Here is a 15,981-nt window from a genome sequence, read left to right on the forward strand (position 1 = left end):
GTCCAGCAAGGCGCAGATTTCGTCGTCCCAGTGCCCGTCGCGGATGTTATACATCAAGGTTCGGGCGGCGTTGGTGGCGTCTGTGGCATGCACCGCCCCGCCTGTCAGCCGCCAGATCAGGTAGCAATCCACAGTGCCGAACATAAGGTCACCCGCCTCGGCCCGCGCCCGCGCGCCCTTAACGTTGTCCAGTACCCATTTTACCTTGGTGCCGGAAAAATACGGGTCCAGCAGCAGGCCGGTTTTGTGGGTGATCATATCCTCGTGCCCTGCATCCTTTAACGCATCACAAATGCCGGATGTGCGGCGGTCCTGCCAGACAATCGCGTTATGGATCGGCTGGCCCGTCGCCTTGTCCCAGATGATCGTGGTTTCGCGCTGATTGGTGATGCCAATCGCGGCAATGTCACCCGCTGCCGCACCCGCCTGCGTCATCGCCGTTTGTGCCGTGCGGATCACGGTTTGCCACAAATCCTCGGGATTATGTTCAACCCACCCCGATTGCGGAAAATGCTGCGCGAATTCTTCTTGGGCACTAGTCGCCACACGCATGGTAGCATCAAACAGGATCGCCCGCGATGATGTCGTGCCTTGGTCTATGGCCATTACATATGTCATGTCGTCCCCCGTGTTTGCAGTAGTGTCATGTGAAACGGGGCACAGCACAAGCCCCCAGCGGAGGAATGCAAAAAAGGCGCACGGTTAAATGTGCGCCTTTTTATAATTGCTGGGTTGGGGGCTTAAACCCTATCCGTAAATCTCTTTCATCCGTCGATAAGACATCAGCTCGCGGCGTTTCTCGTCCCACAGTTGCAGGCCAACACAAGACAGGCTTTCGCGGATTGTCAGGCGCTGGGCGTCTTTTAGAACGGGAAAATCACGCAGCACTTCTTTTAGACGATAAAAAGGAATGCGCGCATAGATGTGATGCACATGGTGGATACCGATATTTCCGGTCAGCCATTGCAGCGGCTCGGGCAATACATAATGCGAGGAGCCGTGCAGGGCGGCGGTATGCAGATCCCAGTCTTCGTCACGGTCCCAATAAGTGGCCTCGAACTGGTGCTGAACATAGAACAGCCAAACGCCGATGGTCGCCCCCATGATAGTGCTGGGCAGGAAGATCAGCAGCAGCGGCATCCATCCACCAAAGTAAACGATGATCGCAAGGATGGCCACGATACCGGCGTTGGTGCCAAGGGCACTGATCCAGTATTTCGCGCCGGCCTTCATCATGCCCATCGGTACGCGGTTGGTTAGTAGGAAAATATAGGTTGGCCCAATCAAAAACAGGATGAACGGGTTACGGTAAAAGCGGTATTTGAAGCGGCCCATCCGTGACAGAGCCTGATATTCTTCAACTGTGATCGTATCAATATCACCCAATTCGCGCCGGTCCAGGTTGCCGGATGTCGAATGGTGAATACCATGCGCCCGTTTCCAGACGTCATAGGGTGTGACGGTAAAAATGCCCAACACGCGGCCAACCCAGTCGCCCGACGTGCGGTTTTTGAAGTAGGATGAGTGGCCACAATCATGCTGGATGATAAACAGCCGCACCACAAAAACCCCGTTCGCCAGGGAAATTGCGAATGTCAGCCAGTAACTGATCGACAGAGACCACCACGCCAGCGCCCAAAGTGCGACGAAAGGCACTGCGGTCGCGGCCAGTTCAAGCAGGCTGCGGAACAGTTTCGGATCACGGTATTTTGCCAAATGGCGGACCCATTCGCGTGTGGTTTCCGGCTCGATTAGCGCCCCGGAGGGCTGAGTATTGTTATTCATTCATTTCGCCTGTCGTTACCCAGTACATTTTTTTCATAATGGATAGACGTAATCACGGGATTAACAAGTATAATATTGGGAAACAGGACAACTTGCCCTAGGGTGCGCTGTTTTTGCGCCCTATCTTTGGCTCGGTTCCTGCTTTGATCCGTTTAATGTTGGCCGCATGGCGAATGTAAATCAGGATGGTCAGGATGGCACCTAATAGCAATGTCTGGCCCTGACCCAGCATAAGTGTCCACATTGGCGATAACCCCGCAGCCATCAGCCCCGCCAGCGAAGACATCCGCATTGTTAAGGCGGAGAATAGCCATGTGGCGCAGGCCGCCAGCCCCAGTGGCCAGTATAGTGCCAGCAAGATACCCAGAAACGTCGCCACCCCTTTGCCGCCGCGAAACCGCAGCCAGATCGGGAACAGATGGCCCAGAAATGCCGCGAGACCAGCGATTTGTGCTGCATCTTCACCGATCAGGGCGCGGGCCAATAGCAATGCAGCAGCGCCTTTGCCCGCATCAAGCAGCACGGTGAGCGCCGCGGCGGTTTTGTTGCCGGTGCGCAGCACATTGGTGGCGCCGATGTTGCCCGACCCGATTTCGCGCAAGTTCCCCAACCCCATGACACGGGCAATCACCATGCCAAACGGGATTGACCCGAGCAGGTATCCGGCAATCGCTGCAAGCGCGAGCATTTGGGTGGTACTGGTGATATCAGGCATTATGATCCCCTTTTGAAAACTTGCACCCCGTTGACGTAGGTTGCCAACACCTTGCCCTGCATTCGTTGTTCATCAAAGGGGGTATTTTTGGATTTTGACTGTAGTGCGAAACGATCCATCACAAAGGGCGCGTCCGGATCAAACAAAACCAGATCGGCAGGGGCACCTTTGGTCAGGCGACCTGTATCCAGCCCCAACCGTTTGGACGGGTTCAGCGACAAAGCCCGCCAAAGGGTCGGCAAGTCCATGTCGCCAGAATGAAACAGGCGCATTGCGGCGGGCAGCAGGGTTTCCAGCGCCACCGCACCGGATGCCGCCTCTTGATAAGGCAAGCGCTTGCTTTCCTCGTCTTGCGGGGTGTGCATCGACGAAATAATGTCGATCAACCCGCTGGCGACCGCCGCCACCAACGCCATGCGGTCGTCCTCGGATCGCAGGGGCGGTTTGACCTTAAAGAAGGTGCGGTAGTTGCCCACGTCCAATTCGTTCAGCGTCAGATGATGGATCGACGCGCCCGCCGTCACATCCAGACCCGCCGCTTTGGCGCGTTCTAGCGCGGGCAGGGCAGTGGCGGTGGACAGGTTGTCGGCGTGATAGCGGGCATTGGTCATTTCAACCAAGGCCAGATCGCGCTCCAGCCCCAGCCGTTCGGCCATTGGTGACACGGCGGGCAAGCCGCGCAGCGAGGCAAAATTGCCCGAGGTCACGGCGGCCCCTTTGGACATCACGGGGTCTTGGGGGTGCGCAATGACCAACGCGCCAAGGCTGTTGGCGTAGGTCAGGCAACGGGCGAACACCTTGGTGTTTTCCACCACGCGGTCACAATCGGTAAAGGCAACGGCACCTGCATCGCTCAAGAATCCAATCTCGACCATCTCGCGCCCGTCGCGCCCTTTGGTCAGAGCGGCCATCGGCAGCATTTTCACAGCTGCCGTTTCGCGAGCACGGCGTGCGACGAATTCCAGCACCTCGGGGCTGTCGATGGCGGGGGATGTGTCGGGACGGGTGACAACGGTGGTCACGCCCCCAGCGGCGGCGGCTAACCCTGCGGTGCGGTAACTTTCCTTGTGCCGCTCGCCCGGTTCGCAAACCTTGACGCCGATGTCGACAATTCCTGGGGCAAGGCATTTTCCGCCACAATCAATCACATCGCCCTTGGGATTGGTATTGATGCCGGCGATGATGCCATCCTCGACCGTCAGGCTTCCGATGTCGTCGGTGCCATTTTCAGGGTCGATCAGACGGGCGTTGGTGAAGGTGATTGTCATGCTGCCTCTTTCTGGATGTCGCGCATAAGTGTGTAAACCTGTTTGCCATCCGCGATACGCTCGAACCCGATCTTTACCTCGTAGGAGCCGTTCTTGCGGCGGTGGTGCTCGGTTGCAAAGGTGATGCTGGCCGGATCAAATGAGTCAATGCCCAGCACTGTGTCTTTGGTGATCGGATAGGATTTCAACTTGCGGCCCCGCATCGGCAAGTTCGTGGTAATGATGGCGCGTTTATCGGTCAGGGTATACCATGTGTTGCGCCGTCTGTGGGCGCTCCAGAATATCGGACCAATGCCAATACCGATGCCGACGAAAAAGTGGATCAGACCGAACATCCAGAACCCGCCGCCCGCTGATGCGGCCATGATCATCCAGAACAATGCAAATCCGGAGAATGCCAGCCCAAACAGGATGGTGATAAAGTTCGAGGGTTTCCAGACCACCGCGCCGTCGGGCCGACCCTGCCAGCGGATGTCTTCGTCTTTATCCAGTATGCCTTCCCAGCCGGATGGGATGCTCATGCTTTACCCTCCTGAATGCCGCGCATCAGATCATACACATGTTGCCCGTCGCTGATCCGGTCAAAGCTGATTTTCGTCAAATAAGATGCATTGCCAGGCTGGCGGATTTCAATGGCAAACATGATGCTGGCGGGGTCTTTGCCGTCGAACTTTATATCAAAGTCAGGCTCGATCACATAGGCGGTTAACTTGCGGCCAACCTGCTCACGATGCATGGCAATAAAAGCGCGCTTGTTGCTCAGGGAATACCACGACGCCTTGCGCACCATCGAGGCCATGACAGACGGAGCGATGGCTAAAAAAGCAGCGAGCAGCAGCAAAACCAGCCCCATGATGATGGTATAGCCATTGCCGAGCGGGGTGAGGAAAATCCAGATGATCCCAATGCAGGCGACGCTTAGCCCCAGCACCACGGGCAGGATATGGCGCTTTTGCCAGACGATTGCGGTATCGGGGCGGCCCTGCCACAACAGCACTTCACCCGGCTCGAATATGTCTTCCCAGCCTATGGGGGCCTCTGTGGGCGTATCGCTCATGCCATCCCCTGATCGCGTGCGTTGAGGATCGTCTCGACCATCGCTTCCGGGTCGGCCAGATATTTCAGCATGTATTTGTCGCCGGTGTGGGTGATGACCTGAACGGCGGAAAACAGGGTGCGTACGTGTTTGATACTGGTCAATGGGATTGAGCGTTCCGAGGGACCGGTCAGGCGTTTGTCGGTCAGGGTCCAGACCACGTCCATCGCCTCGCTTGCAACGTAAATCCAGCGGATGAAAATGGCGAAAACCGCCCCGACAATACCGGTCCACGGGAACGGATTTCCGACGGCCCACAGCACACCATACATCAGGGCCGCGCCGATGAAAAACAACAGCATATGCTCACGATTATAGGCGGCACGGCTGGCGGTGATTGACTGGATCAGGTGTTCGTTCTCAAACGGGGTGTCAGACATAGACGCTCTCCTGTTTTGGAAAGCACCGGCGCTTGGTTGCTTGGATGAGGTGGCAATGAGATTTTTTCATCGGCTCTCGCTTGCTATAACAGTGCCGTAAATCGATACAAGAAGTTGGAGGGAAATTCGAATCCACCGGTAATGAACAGGCCAAAGCGTTTGGTATTCCACATCTGCATTCGGCCAAGCCAGTTCAATTTTTGCGTCATTTTCGTTTACATGATAGTTGACGTACGGCTCAATGGGGTGGCCAAAGTTGGGATGGTTGGCTTTTAATTTTTCAACAATATAACGCCCAGACTTCTGTGTGGAAAGCTCGGCCCGAACGTGATTTTTTTGCTTTGTAATACAAGCTGTTGGTCTGAATCCACTCCCAAGGTCGCGGTCAAAGTCGTAGTAATTCTTTACCTTGCTTGACGCAGCATGAACTGCTTTCTCTGGCGATCCAATTGTTGAATCGGGCCAGTCTGGCAATTGGATGAAGCCTTGCCAAAACTGGTCATAAAGCTCTTTCGTATTCATTATACCATTACCCCTTTTGGCCCAGCTCCTGAGCGCAAATTACGCGCCAGTAAATCCATCGCGGCCATCCGCACGGCGACGCCCATTTCGACCTGTTCCTGAATGACCGAGCGGTTGATGTCGTCGGCCAAAGTGCCGTCAATCTCGACGCCGCGGTTCATCGGGCCGGGGTGCATGACGATGGCGTCGGGTTTTGCGTGGGACAGCTTTTCAGGGTCCAGACCAAAGCGGTGATAATATTCGCGCGAGGACGGGATAAAGCCGCCATCCATGCGTTCCTTTTGCAGGCGCAGCATCATCACCACATCAACGTCTTTTAGCCCCTCGCGCATGTCGTCGAACACCTCGACACCGAAGTCCTCGATGCCCGAAGGCATCAACGTGGGTGGGCCGATCAGGCGGATGCGGTTCTCCATTTTGCCCAGCAACAGGATGTTGGAGCGGGCCACTCGGCTATGCGCGATGTCGCCGCAAATGGCGATGCTCAGGCGGTGCAGACGGCCCTTGGCGCGGCGGATTGTCAGCGCATCCAGCAGCGCTTGGGTCGGATGCTCGTGGGTGCCGTCACCCGCGTTCAGCACCGCGCAATTCACCTTTTGCGCCAGCAAGTCCACGGCACCAGAATGCGGGTGGCGCACCACCAGCAGATCGGGGTGCATAGCGTTCAGGGTCAGGGCGGTATCAATCAAGGTTTCGCCCTTTTTGATGCTGGACGCCTGCATCGCCATGTTCATCACATCCGCGCCCAACCGTTTGCCTGCAATCTCGAAACTGGCCTGCGTGCGGGTCGAGTTTTCAAAAAACATATTGATCTGGGTCAGGCCTGCCAGCGCGTCGGAATGCTTCACTTGCCGTCTGTTTAGATCGACGTATTGGTCGGCCAAATCCAGAATTATAGTTATTTCATCGGGGGTTAGGTGCTCGATGCCTAGCAGATGTCTTGCGTTGAACGTCGCAGTGAAAGTCATGGCAGCTGTCCTTATTTTCCTGCTTATAGAAAAGCTGCGGCTGTGCGGCAAGGCATTTACCTTAAGCCGGATCGGGCATAGCTTGGCCCTATGGATTCTGCTGAACAATATTATGACGCCAAGGCCGCGCTGGAGTGGCAGGTTGAACTGGGTGCGGACGAGGCGATCGGGGATGCGCCGGTTGATCGGTATGAGCTGGTGGCGGAGACGCCCAAGCCAAAAGTGGCGGCCAAAGCCAAGCCTGCTGTCGCGCCCATTCCGATGGTCGAGGTTGATGCGGTGGTGGTGGCCAAAGCGGCGGCGGCAGGGGCGGCTGATCTGGCTGGGCTTAAGGCCGCATTGACAGCGTTCGAGCTGTGCGAATTAAAGCGCGGGGCGCGTAATCTGGTGTTTGCCGATGGCAACCCTGCGGCCCGTGTTATGATCATTGGCGAAGCGCCCGGGCGGGACGAGGACCGCGAGGGCAAACCCTTTGTCGGGCGGGCTGGAATGCTGCTGGACCGGATGCTGGCAGCGATTGATCTGGGGCGCGCGGGGCCGGACCCTGCGGCCAGTGTTTACATCACCAATATCCTGCCGTGGCGACCGCCGCAGAACCGTGATCCGTTGCCCGATGAGATCGCCATGCTACGTCCGTTTGTGGAGCGGCATATTGAGCTGGTCGCGCCTGATGTGATCGTGCTGATGGGCAATATTTCCTGTCTGGCGATGCTGGGGCGCAAGGGGATTACGCGGATGCGCGGTAACTGGGAAGAGGTGCTGGGACGGCCTGCGTTGCCGATGTTTCATCCGGCCTATCTGCTGCGCTCGCCACATGCCAAACGCGAGGCTTGGGCGGATTTGCTGAACCTGAAGGCGCGATTGGGTTAACGGGATGAGCGGATGTCGGGGCGTGTTTCTGCCAAAGACACGCGAATCAAAGGTAAACAAGGGCAATCCGGCGATTTGCGGAATATGAAAACCATATGAATCGCATATGAATTCCATATGCTGAATTTGCGGGCTTCCCCCCGTTAAGGCAGCGCGCGGTGGGGTTTGTTAACTTTAGCGGGCATATGCGCGGTTTCTTGATGTAGGACATGACAGGGGTTGGCCATATCAGGTATGTGGTTTTAGAGTTACGCCGCTCATCAAGCCCCATGGCTTTCTTCGCTAGAGCGATAAGCGGGTTGGATAGATATAAGAGGACCATATGTTAAAACCTGAAAAAGAATTTATCCCTGTCCGTATTGCCGTGTTGACGGTTTCGGACACTCGCAAGATCGAGGACGATAAGTCCGGCAAAACCCTTGTCGACCGCATCAAAGGCGCGGGCCATATCGTGGCGGACCGGATGATCCTGCGGGATGAGCGCGACCAGATCGCCGACCAGTTGCGCATGTGGTGCGCGGATAAGGACATCGACGTGGTGATTTCCACTGGCGGCACTGGCCTTACGGGGCGCGATGTGACGGTCGAGGCGCACCGCGATGTTTACGAGAAGGAAATGGATGCGTTTGCTACGCTGTTTACCATGATCTCGTTTCCAAAGATTGGTATGTCGGCGGTGCAATCGCGGGCTTGCGGTGGCGTGGCCGATGGCACCTATCTGTTTGCCCTGCCCGGCAGCCCCGGGGCGTGCAAGGATGCGTGGGATGAAATCCTGTCGGTGCAACTGGATTACCGCCACGGTCCGTGCAATTTCGTCGAGATTTTCCCGCGGCTGGATGAGCATAAGCGGCGCAAATAAGGAGACTATGATATGATCCGTAAATTCTTCAAAACGGGTGTTGTGCTGTGCGGCTTTACCGCCAGTGCTGCTATGGCCGCTGATTGTGTCGAGGATGTCGACGAAAAGGTGCGTGTGGTGGACGGCGGTGTCGCGTATCAGGCGCAGTTGGTTGGTGCCTATACCGCAGCGATTGCGGCGCGGGATTTGACCAATTCAAAGGGTATCCGCCTAACCAGTTTTGCTGCGGTATTACAACAGGACCGCGCAAATGTTCATAAAAGCGGCGTGGTCGATCAGTATGGTGACTTTCACGACGAAGTCGACGTGTATTACACAACCCTGAAGCGACGCAGCCAACTGGCAAACGCAAAGTATTATACGGACTGTTACATGTCGGCGCGCGAGACTGATGCGCTTAAGGCCGATATTTTGAACGGACAGCTGTTGGGGGTGGTCTGGGTGGTCACGTTCCGGCGACCTGATGGCGGGCTTGGCGTATATCTGTCGCAGGTGAATTAGGGGGCCCTGACCCTAAGTAAACAGTTTGTGCTGTATTGACCTGTGGTAACTGTAGGTTAGGCGTCCTATATTCAGTCTAGTCACGTTCTCAAAAGGTCCGGCTTATGCGATTTTTACGGCGCAGCCTTGTTGGTTTGTTCCTGCTGTCTTTGACGGTGGGCATTTTGGCGATGGCAGGTAGCACGGTTTATTCGGCATTAAAGGACCGGTGGGCCAAGGAACCCGCGCAGCGCCCCCGCAACGAGCGGGTGTTTGCGGTGAATGTGTTGGTGGCGAAGATTGCGGATGTCGTGCCCGAAATGACCGCATTTGGCGAGGTGCGCAGCCAGCGGGTGCTGGACGTGCGCACCACAGCGGCCGGAACAATCGTGATGCTGGCTGATGGCTTTGTCGAGGGTGGCAAGGTGAAGGCGGGTATGGTGCTGGTGCGGACAGACCGCCAAGATGCACAATCTGCGCTAGAGCGGGCGTTGGCCGATCTGTCAGAAGCCCGTGCCGAAGTTGAGGAAGCGGCCAGCGCACTGGATTTGGCCCTTTCCGAAGTGGAGGCAGCACAAGATCAAGCCCTGTTGCGCCAGCAAGCCCTGACGCGGCAAAAAGACCTGCGCACACGCGGGGTGGGAACGGATGCGGCGGTTGAAGCCGCGGCGCTGGCGGAATCTGCGGCGGGTCAGGTGGTGTTGTCGCGCCGTCAGGCCCTGCAACAGGCCAAGGCGCGTGTGACCCAGTCGGCAACGCGTCTGGGGCGGCAAAAGGTGAATTATTCCGAAGCGCAACGGCGTGTGGTGGATACCGAAATAACCGCAGCATTTGATGGCACCCTTAGCGGTGTTACGGCTGTCAAAGGCGGGGTGGTGTCGATGAATGAACGCCTTGCGCAACTGATTGACACAGAGGCGCTCGAGGTGTCGTTCCGGGTGTCGACCAGTCAATATGCCCGCCTGTTGGATGCGGATGGGGCGTTGATCAAGGCGCCGGTCGATGTGGTGCTGGATGTGTTCGGTGTGGGCATGGTGGCGCAGGGCCGGATCACCCGTGAAAGTGCGGCCGTGGGCGAGGGGCTGACGGGGCGTTTGCTGTTTGCCACGCTTGAGGTTGCGCGGGGATTTCGGCCAGGTGATTTTGTAACGGTAAAGATCAAGGAGCCAGTTTTACAGGCCGTGATCGTGTTGCCCGCATCGGCGGTGGATGCGGCTGGCACTGTGCTGTTGATGGGGGAAGAGGACCGGCTGGAACAGGTGGCGGTTGAGGTGCTGCGCAAGCAGGGTGACGATGTGATTGTGCGCGGTGTTGCGATTGAGGGGCGCGAGGTAATTGCCGAGCGTTCGCCGCTGTTGGGAACAGGCATTAAGGTGCGCCCGATCCGGCCTGATGACACAGTGATGGACGCGCCAGAGTTGCTGGAGCTGACGGACGAGCGCCGCGCCAAGCTGATAGCGTTCATTGAGGCGAACCAGAATATGCCCAAAGAGGCCAAGGCGCGGGTTTTGGCGCAATTGGCCAAGGATAAAGTGCCCGCCCGCACGGTGAAACGCATTGAGTCACGGATGGGGGGCTAGGGGATGGCTTTGTCGGGTGCCTCCAAAGGTATGCTGTCCTATTTCACCCGTCACAGCACAGCGGCAAATTTGTTGTTAGTGGTGTTGCTGGCGTTCGGTCTGGCCGCGTTGCCAAAGATGCGGGCACAGTTTTTCCCCGATGTGGTGATTGATAACGTCACCGTCAGTGTGGCCTGGCAGGGGGCCGGTGCCGAGGATGTGGACGCGGCGATTGTGCAGGTGCTGGAGCCTGTTCTGCTGTCGGTTGAAGGGGTCGAGGGATCAAACACCACGTCGCGCGAAGGTGTGGCGATAATCACGCTGGACTTTGAGCCGGACTGGGATATGGCGCGGGCCGCTGACGAGGTGCAGGGCGCGGTGGATGCCGTGACCACGTTGCCGGAGCAGGCCGAAGACCCCAAAGTGCGCCGTGGCGCGTGGCGGGATCGGGTGACCGATGTGGTGATCACCGGTCCCGTGGCTGTGGGCCAGTTGGGCCGGTTTGCTGACGAATTTGTCACCCGCCTGTTTGCGCAGGGTGTGACCCGTGCCAGTATACGCGGTGTTGCGGCGCCTGAAACGGTGGTCGAAGTCACGTCAATGGCATTGATCAAACACGACGTCACCATGACCGATATATCCAAGGCGATAGCCGAAGAAGCTGCCGCCGATCCTGCAGGGGATGTGGCCGGCGCCAATGCGCGAGTGCGCACAGGCGTGGCCAAGCGGTCGGCGGACCAGATCGCGGCGATTGTGTTGCGCAGCAACGCTGATGGATCATCGCTGACGGTTGGGGATGTGGCAGCGGTACGGGTCGAAGGAATGGACCGCGACCGCGCCTATTTCGTCGGCAGTAACCCAGCGATTTCTGTGCGTGTGGACCGGTCTGCCCGTGGCGACGCCATCGACATTCAGGCGAAGGTGGAAAAAGTGGCGGATGCGATGCTGCTGACTCTGCCGCCCGACGTCAAAGTTGACCTGATCCGCACCCGTGCCGAAATGATCTCGGCGCGCTTGAACATCCTGCTGGAAAACGGGCTGCTGGGGCTGGGGATGGTGGTGATGCTGCTGTTCCTGTTCCTGAACGCCCGCACGGCATTCTGGGTGGCCGCGGGTATTCCGGTGGCGATGCTGGCGGCAATTGCGATGATGTATGCGGCGGGACTGACGATCAACATGATCTCGCTGTTCGCGCTGATCATTACGCTGGGCATTGTGGTGGATGATGCGATTGTGGTCGGGGAACACGCGGATTTTCGCGCCCGCGAGCTGGGCGAAGGGCCGGTCGAGGCTGCGGAAAATGCCGCCCGCCGGATGGCAATGCCGGTGCTGGCGGCCACCATCACCACGGTGATTGCGTTCTTTAGTCTGATCGTGGTTGGCGGGCGAATGGGTGATTTGATCGCTGACATCCCGTTCACCGTGGTTGCGGTGCTGATCGCTTCGCTGGTTGAATGTTTCCTGATCCTGCCAAACCACATGAGCCATGCCCTGGCCCATTCCAACAAGGAACACTGGTATGACTGGCCCAGCCGCTTTGTAAATCGCGGGTTCGGATGGTTTCGCGATGTGGTTTTCCGACGCTTGATGGCGCTGGTGATTTGGGCGCGCTATCCGGTGATGGCGGGGATCATTCTGATCCTTGCGGGGCAGGTCGGGCATTTTTTGCGCGGCGACGTTCCGTGGCGATTTTTCAATGCGCCTGAGCGATCAAGCGTCACAGGAAATTTTGCCATGAGCGAAGGTGCGGCGCGTGGCGACACGATGGAAATGATGCGCGAAATGCAACGGGCGACCGAAGCATTGGCGCTGGAATACGAGGCCGAATACGGGCTGAACCCGATTGATTATGTGGTGGCCGAGGTGGGTGGCAATACCGGCCACGGATTGTCTAGTGCGCGCAACAAAGACAAGATGTTGCTGGGCTCAATCGCGATTGAACTGATTGACCCTGATCTGCGCCCCTATTCATCGTTCCAGTTTGTGGGTGATTTGCAAGACAGCGTGCGCCAGCATCCGCTGGCCGAAATTGTCAGCTTTCGCGGCTGGCGGTCAGGGCCGGGCGGGGATGCGATGGATGTCGAATTTTACGGCGCGGATGCCGCGACTCTGAAGGCGGCTGCCGAGGCGTTGAAGACGGCGGTGGCGCAATTTGGCGAAGTGTCGGGGGTTGAGGACAGTCTGACCTATGACAAGGCCGAGCTGATACTGGAATTGACGCCGCAAGGTCAGGCGCTGGGCTTTACCATTGACGGGCTAGGCCGCGTGTTGCGTAACCGTTTGAACGGGATCGAGGCGGCGACCTATCCTGACGGCGCGCGATCAGCGGCCATTCGGGTGGAATTGCCCGACAGCGAGCAGGCGGCGGATTTTCTGGAACGCACGCAACTGCGCACCATGACGGGGCAATATGTGCCGCTAACCGATATTGTGTCGGTTGCTAGCAAGTCGGGGTTTTCGACGGTGCATCGGGAAAACGGGATCAGGCTGGTGTCGGTCACGGGGGATATATCCGAGGATGACCCCGCGCGAGCCGCCGAGATCATGAAGGAGATCCGCGAGGTGATCCTGCCTGAAATCGAGAGTCGTTACAGGGTGGAATCGATCATGGCGGGGTTGGCCGAGCAGGAAAACGAATTTCTGTCGGATGCGATGGTCGGGTTCGGGTTGTGCCTGATCGGGATATTCTTGACGCTGGCATGGATTTTTTCCAGTTGGACGCGACCAATTGTGGTGATGGCGATCATCCCGTTTGGTTTGGTTGGCACGATTTACGGGCATATGGCGTGGGATGTGCCGCTGTCGATGTTCACCGTTGTCGGGATGATCGGGATGACTGGGATTATCATCAATGATTCAATTGTTTTGATCACTACAGTCGATGAATATGCCCGCGAGCGCGGGTTAATTCCGGCGATTATTGACGGGGCGGCGGACCGGTTGCGCCCGGTGATGCTGACCACATTGACCACGGTTCTGGGGCTGGCACCGCTGTTGTTTGAAAAGTCAAGCCAAGCGCAGTTTTTGAAACCGACGGTGATTACGCTGGTTTACGGTTTGGGATTCGGGTTGATACTGGTGTTGCTGCTGGTGCCCGCGTTATTGGCGATGCAGCAGGATTTCCGGCGTCAATTCCAAGCGTTGCGCCGTGCGATGCATGCAGGGCGGCGCGGGGGGATGGTGTGGATGACAACTGCGGTTGTGGCGCTGGGCATTGCGGTACTGTTTGCTGCAACGCTGGGCGCGGTTCTGGTGCAAGGTGCTATGCCGGATGTGGTGCGCAATGTTCTGTCTATCGCCAGTGATAGCCCGAGGATGATGTCGGCGGCGTTTATGCTGTTCGTCGCGGGGTCGGCGGTGCTGGCGCTGGTGGCTTATGTTGGCGGCGCGCTGGCGTTTGGGGTGCGCAAGCGGGCGGAGTGATTTTGGGTGATGGGTCTGCTGGAAAAAGTGGTTAGTGCCATCTAGTAGACGAAGTGGTCATTCAGTTTCTAGGCGATACTTCAGAAACCGTTCCCCATCGCATTCAATTTCTGTGACGAACTTGGCCCCAAGCCTTTTGAGTGCGCCAAGGTTCTTGCGCGAGGGAGGCAAAAGGAAGGTTACATAAGGAATTCGGTCATCCTTGTTGGCAAACTCTATCGCTTTCTTAGAGATACACGCACCCAGACCAAAGTGCTCTGGCCTCAGCACCAATCCATAGTCCCACTCATTGCCTTCTTTCTGAAACCCACCCCATCCGACATAGGTGTTGTTACACAGGGTCGCCCAATGCCCAAGGCCATCGCGGCGCCAACAATCTTCTTTGGCGGCTATGAAATTGGTGACGGTCGCATGGTCCCACTGGGATGTGAGGAGTGGCATGTGCACGGCCACACGTGGGTCAGACATATGTGCCGTGATTTCCGCGAGCGCAATTTCTGGTAAACGGGCGAACGTGATTTCACGTTTTGGCTTACTCGTCATTATACATTGTTTACCCAGTGCAGCCCAGAATATCGACGGCTCGGTTAGACCCGATCACTGTGATCCGTATCTTCGAGCGATCCAGCATAAACGGTGCATTGGACGGTGGCACCATTTCGGTGGTGGCCGTTAGGGTGTTGCCGTTGCGTTTGGTTGTTGCCTCGGCCACCCAGATCGATTGGTCAGGCGCTTCGATCACAGTGATTTCATCTGTGCCGGTCGAGGGCATATTGATCGTGGTTGTCACGCGCAGCCCGTCGGAAATGGGGTCAATCGCGCAGGTGACGGTGCTGACGCCTGCCGTTTTGGCCGACATCGGGGTCTTTTTTAGCGCCGCGCGGATCATCGGGTCGGGTTTGGTGTTGCCTGCGGGCAAAGTGGCGGAGAATGTCATGCTGACGGGGATGCAGATGTCATTGCACACGCCCAGATCGACGCGGCCTTTCAGGGCCAGCGGTTGGCCTGCCTTGCGGGGAGAAAATTCGATCGGGATGATCACCTCGTTTGAGTAGCCGATGCTACGCAGACCGTTGATGTAGGCGACTTTGGGGCGAGGCCAGTGGAATTGCACAGAGCGGATGTTTTTTGAGCCGGACCAGTCGAATTGTGGTGGAATACCGCCATCGCCTGGCGCGCGCCAATAGGTTTTCCAGCCCGGTTGCAACTGGATGCGCAGCGCGGCCATGGGTGTGCCTTTTGTGGTGCGCCAGCCTTGCAGCACTGACAGCTCCATCACGTTGTCCGGCACCGCCGCGCCGGATTGGGCATTGGCGGCGAGCGGGCTGACTAGAAAAAGGCAGAGAATGAGGATTCGTTTGATCATAAAGGGAACATAGGCATGAATTCGGCCAAGGGAAGTCACATTTGAGCGATTGAAACGGGGTGCGGTGATTTGCGGGTCTTGCACATGTTGGGCTGCGGCCCCATTCTGGAGGTATGGAAATGCCAGACGGAAACGTTAATCTATGCGGCAAGCTGTTGATTGCCATGCCCGGAATGGGGGATCCGCGCTTTGATAAAAGCGTGGTTTATATGTGTGCCCATTCGGATGACGGGGCGATGGGGCTGATTATTAACAAGCCAACGCCGGAGGTAACGTTTACGGAGTTGTTAAAGCAGCTGGAAATTGAAGCGGTGGGGGGGGCTGACACACGGATTTATTTCGGCGGGCCGGTTGAGATTGGCCGCGGGTTTGTGCTGCATTCCGCAGATTATGCTCTGGAAGACATGACCCTGCAGGTGGATGAGCGGTTCGGCATGACTGCCACGCGGGATATTTTGACGGATATTGCCCATGGGGATGGTCCAAAACAGGTGTTGTTGGCGCTGGGATATTCCGGTTGGGGGGCTGGGCAGTTGGAAAGCGAAATCCAGCAAAACGGCTGGTTAACCTGTGATGCGACAGCGGACGTGGTGTTTGATGTGCCGGATGCGGAGAAGTGGACGGCGGCGCTGAAGTTGTTGGGCGTTGATGCGCTGATGTTGTCGGCGACTTCGGGGCGGGCGTAGAACA

Annotated in this window: 17 protein-coding genes; 6 read left to right on the plus strand and 11 right to left on the minus strand. The window is 57.4% G+C overall.

The window, feature by feature from the left end:
- The 9 genes from ACWB12_RS15055 to ACWB12_RS15095 form a co-directional block, all read right to left on the minus strand.
- Positions 1–618 (minus strand): FGGY family carbohydrate kinase (locus ACWB12_RS15055; protein ID WP_479530913.1); only part of this gene is annotated, 618 nt, incomplete at its 3' end.
- A 129-nt stretch (positions 619–747) separates the two neighbouring features.
- The gene (locus ACWB12_RS15060; RefSeq protein ID WP_479530914.1) at positions 748–1,785 is read right to left on the minus strand and encodes a fatty acid desaturase; all 1,038 of its coding nucleotides are present in this window, start codon (positions 1,783–1,785) and stop codon (positions 748–750) included.
- Positions 1,786–1,882: 97 nt separating this feature from the next.
- Positions 1,883–2,500, minus strand: coding sequence for a glycerol-3-phosphate 1-O-acyltransferase PlsY (gene plsY, locus ACWB12_RS15065; protein ID WP_479530915.1), 618 nt, complete (start codon positions 2,498–2,500; stop codon positions 1,883–1,885).
- Positions 2,500–3,768 carry a dihydroorotase gene (pyrC, locus tag ACWB12_RS15070; protein ID WP_479530916.1) on the minus strand — a complete coding sequence of 423 codons (1,269 nt, stop codon included), beginning with the start codon at positions 3,766–3,768 and terminating at the stop codon, positions 2,500–2,502. Before pyrC ends, plsY begins: the two co-directional genes overlap by 1 nt.
- Positions 3,765–4,289, minus strand: a complete 525-nt coding sequence (locus ACWB12_RS15075) for an aspartate carbamoyltransferase catalytic subunit (protein WP_479530917.1) — start codon at positions 4,287–4,289, stop codon at positions 3,765–3,767. The genes pyrC and ACWB12_RS15075 overlap by 4 nt, the downstream gene beginning before the upstream one ends.
- Complete coding sequence (locus tag ACWB12_RS15080; protein WP_479530918.1) at positions 4,286–4,825, minus strand: hypothetical protein; 540 nt, start codon at positions 4,823–4,825, stop codon at positions 4,286–4,288. Before ACWB12_RS15080 ends, ACWB12_RS15075 begins: the two co-directional genes overlap by 4 nt.
- A complete protein-coding gene (locus tag ACWB12_RS15085; RefSeq protein ID WP_479530919.1) occupies positions 4,822–5,244 on the minus strand; it encodes a hypothetical protein in 423 nt (140 codons plus the stop codon). The genes ACWB12_RS15080 and ACWB12_RS15085 overlap by 4 nt, the downstream gene beginning before the upstream one ends.
- Positions 5,245–5,310: 66 nt before the next feature.
- Positions 5,311–5,766, minus strand: coding sequence for a hypothetical protein (locus ACWB12_RS15090; RefSeq protein ID WP_479530920.1), 456 nt, complete (start codon positions 5,764–5,766; stop codon positions 5,311–5,313).
- The gene (locus tag ACWB12_RS15095) at positions 5,766–6,734 is read right to left on the minus strand and encodes an aspartate carbamoyltransferase catalytic subunit (protein WP_479530921.1); all 969 of its coding nucleotides are present in this window, start codon (positions 6,732–6,734) and stop codon (positions 5,766–5,768) included. Before ACWB12_RS15095 ends, ACWB12_RS15090 begins: the two co-directional genes overlap by 1 nt.
- Before the next feature lie 90 nt (positions 6,735–6,824).
- On the opposite strand from ACWB12_RS15095, the gene ACWB12_RS15100 reads away from it, so the two are divergent.
- The 5 genes from ACWB12_RS15100 to ACWB12_RS15120 all read left to right on the plus strand — a co-directional run bounded on the left by ACWB12_RS15100 (position 6,825) and on the right by ACWB12_RS15120 (position 13,925).
- Complete coding sequence (locus ACWB12_RS15100) at positions 6,825–7,604, plus strand: uracil-DNA glycosylase (protein ID WP_479530922.1); 780 nt, start codon at positions 6,825–6,827, stop codon at positions 7,602–7,604.
- 322 nt (positions 7,605–7,926) lie between these two features.
- On the plus strand, positions 7,927–8,463 hold the full coding sequence (gene moaB, locus ACWB12_RS15105) for a molybdenum cofactor biosynthesis protein B (RefSeq protein WP_479530923.1): 537 nt from the start codon (positions 7,927–7,929) through the stop codon (positions 8,461–8,463).
- A gap of 12 nt (positions 8,464–8,475) precedes the next feature.
- Positions 8,476–8,964: a hypothetical protein gene (locus tag ACWB12_RS15110; protein ID WP_479530924.1), complete on the plus strand. Its 489-nt coding sequence runs from the start codon at positions 8,476–8,478 to the stop codon at positions 8,962–8,964.
- Between the two features lie 104 nt (positions 8,965–9,068).
- A complete protein-coding gene (locus ACWB12_RS15115) occupies positions 9,069–10,523 on the plus strand; it encodes an efflux RND transporter periplasmic adaptor subunit (protein WP_479530925.1) in 1,455 nt (484 codons plus the stop codon).
- Positions 10,524–10,526: 3 nt separating this feature from the next.
- Entirely contained in the window at positions 10,527–13,925 is a 3,399-nt protein-coding gene (locus tag ACWB12_RS15120; RefSeq protein WP_479530926.1) for an efflux RND transporter permease subunit, read from the plus strand.
- Between the two features lie 57 nt (positions 13,926–13,982).
- Here the strand turns inward: ACWB12_RS15120 and ACWB12_RS15125 are convergent, their stop codons facing one another.
- Together ACWB12_RS15125 and ACWB12_RS15130 are read right to left on the minus strand one after the other, a co-directional pair.
- On the minus strand, positions 13,983–14,468 hold the full coding sequence (locus tag ACWB12_RS15125; RefSeq protein WP_479530927.1) for a GNAT family N-acetyltransferase: 486 nt from the start codon (positions 14,466–14,468) through the stop codon (positions 13,983–13,985).
- 10 nt (positions 14,469–14,478) lie between these two features.
- Positions 14,479–15,291 carry a protein-disulfide reductase DsbD domain-containing protein gene (locus tag ACWB12_RS15130; RefSeq protein ID WP_479530928.1) on the minus strand — a complete coding sequence of 271 codons (813 nt, stop codon included), beginning with the start codon at positions 15,289–15,291 and terminating at the stop codon, positions 14,479–14,481.
- A 113-nt stretch (positions 15,292–15,404) separates the two neighbouring features.
- Here ACWB12_RS15130 and ACWB12_RS15135 point away from each other — a divergent pair, with 113 nt between their 5' ends.
- A complete protein-coding gene (locus ACWB12_RS15135) occupies positions 15,405–15,977 on the plus strand; it encodes a YqgE/AlgH family protein (RefSeq protein ID WP_479530929.1) in 573 nt (190 codons plus the stop codon).
- Positions 15,978–15,981 lie beyond the last annotated feature (4 nt).

This window comes from Profundibacter sp. (assembly GCF_056498605.1).

Excerpts from the sequence above, each read along its gene's own strand:
- ACWB12_RS15060 (WP_479530914.1), bottom strand. The coding sequence starts at position 1,785 with ATGAATAACAATACTCAGCCCTCCGGGGCGCTAATCGAGCCGGAAACC.
- plsY (WP_479530915.1), bottom strand. The coding sequence starts at position 2,500 with ATGCCTGATATCACCAGTACCACCCAAATGCTCGCGCTTGCAGCGATT.
- pyrC (WP_479530916.1), bottom strand. The coding sequence starts at position 3,768 with ATGACAATCACCTTCACCAACGCCCGTCTGATCGACCCTGAAAATGGC.
- ACWB12_RS15075 (WP_479530917.1), bottom strand. The coding sequence starts at position 4,289 with ATGAGCATCCCATCCGGCTGGGAAGGCATACTGGATAAAGACGAAGAC.
- ACWB12_RS15080 (WP_479530918.1), bottom strand. The coding sequence starts at position 4,825 with ATGAGCGATACGCCCACAGAGGCCCCCATAGGCTGGGAAGACATATTC.
- ACWB12_RS15085 (WP_479530919.1), bottom strand. The coding sequence starts at position 5,244 with ATGTCTGACACCCCGTTTGAGAACGAACACCTGATCCAGTCAATCACC.
- ACWB12_RS15090 (WP_479530920.1), bottom strand. The coding sequence starts at position 5,766 with ATGAATACGAAAGAGCTTTATGACCAGTTTTGGCAAGGCTTCATCCAA.
- ACWB12_RS15095 (WP_479530921.1), bottom strand. The coding sequence starts at position 6,734 with ATGACTTTCACTGCGACGTTCAACGCAAGACATCTGCTAGGCATCGAG.
- ACWB12_RS15100 (WP_479530922.1), top strand. The coding sequence starts at position 6,825 with ATGGATTCTGCTGAACAATATTATGACGCCAAGGCCGCGCTGGAGTGG.
- moaB (WP_479530923.1), top strand. The coding sequence starts at position 7,927 with ATGTTAAAACCTGAAAAAGAATTTATCCCTGTCCGTATTGCCGTGTTG.
- ACWB12_RS15110 (WP_479530924.1), top strand. The coding sequence starts at position 8,476 with ATGATCCGTAAATTCTTCAAAACGGGTGTTGTGCTGTGCGGCTTTACC.
- ACWB12_RS15115 (WP_479530925.1), top strand. The coding sequence starts at position 9,069 with ATGCGATTTTTACGGCGCAGCCTTGTTGGTTTGTTCCTGCTGTCTTTG.
- ACWB12_RS15120 (WP_479530926.1), top strand. The coding sequence starts at position 10,527 with ATGGCTTTGTCGGGTGCCTCCAAAGGTATGCTGTCCTATTTCACCCGT.
- ACWB12_RS15125 (WP_479530927.1), bottom strand. The coding sequence starts at position 14,468 with ATGACGAGTAAGCCAAAACGTGAAATCACGTTCGCCCGTTTACCAGAA.
- ACWB12_RS15130 (WP_479530928.1), bottom strand. The coding sequence starts at position 15,291 with ATGATCAAACGAATCCTCATTCTCTGCCTTTTTCTAGTCAGCCCGCTC.
- ACWB12_RS15135 (WP_479530929.1), top strand. The coding sequence starts at position 15,405 with ATGGAAATGCCAGACGGAAACGTTAATCTATGCGGCAAGCTGTTGATT.